At 70.9% G+C, this 268-nt stretch carries 1 pseudogene; it reads right to left on the minus strand.

Annotated features, from left to right (window positions below):
* A pseudogene (locus AC0L2B_RS00080) lies at positions 1-268 on the minus strand (transketolase); the annotation flags it as partial.

Consider the following 268-nt stretch of genomic DNA (forward strand, 5'->3'; position numbering starts at 1 on the left):
GGGTGATGCCGTTCATCGCCGCGGCCATGCCGTGCTCGCGGATGCCGTAGCGGACATAGCGGCCCTTGGGCGTCCGGGGCGTGAAGTCCTCGGCCGCCTTGGTGCGGGTGTTGTTGGAGGGGGTCAGGTCGGCCGAGCCCATCACCAGCTCCGGCATGACCGGGGTGATGGCCTCGAGCGCCAGCTCCGAGGCCTTGCGGGTGGCGACCGCCTGCGGCGCGGCAATCAGCGCCTTCTTGTGGGCGAGGATCGCCTTGCCGAGCTTGGC

The organism is Mesorhizobium sp. WSM4815 (genome assembly GCF_055811575.1).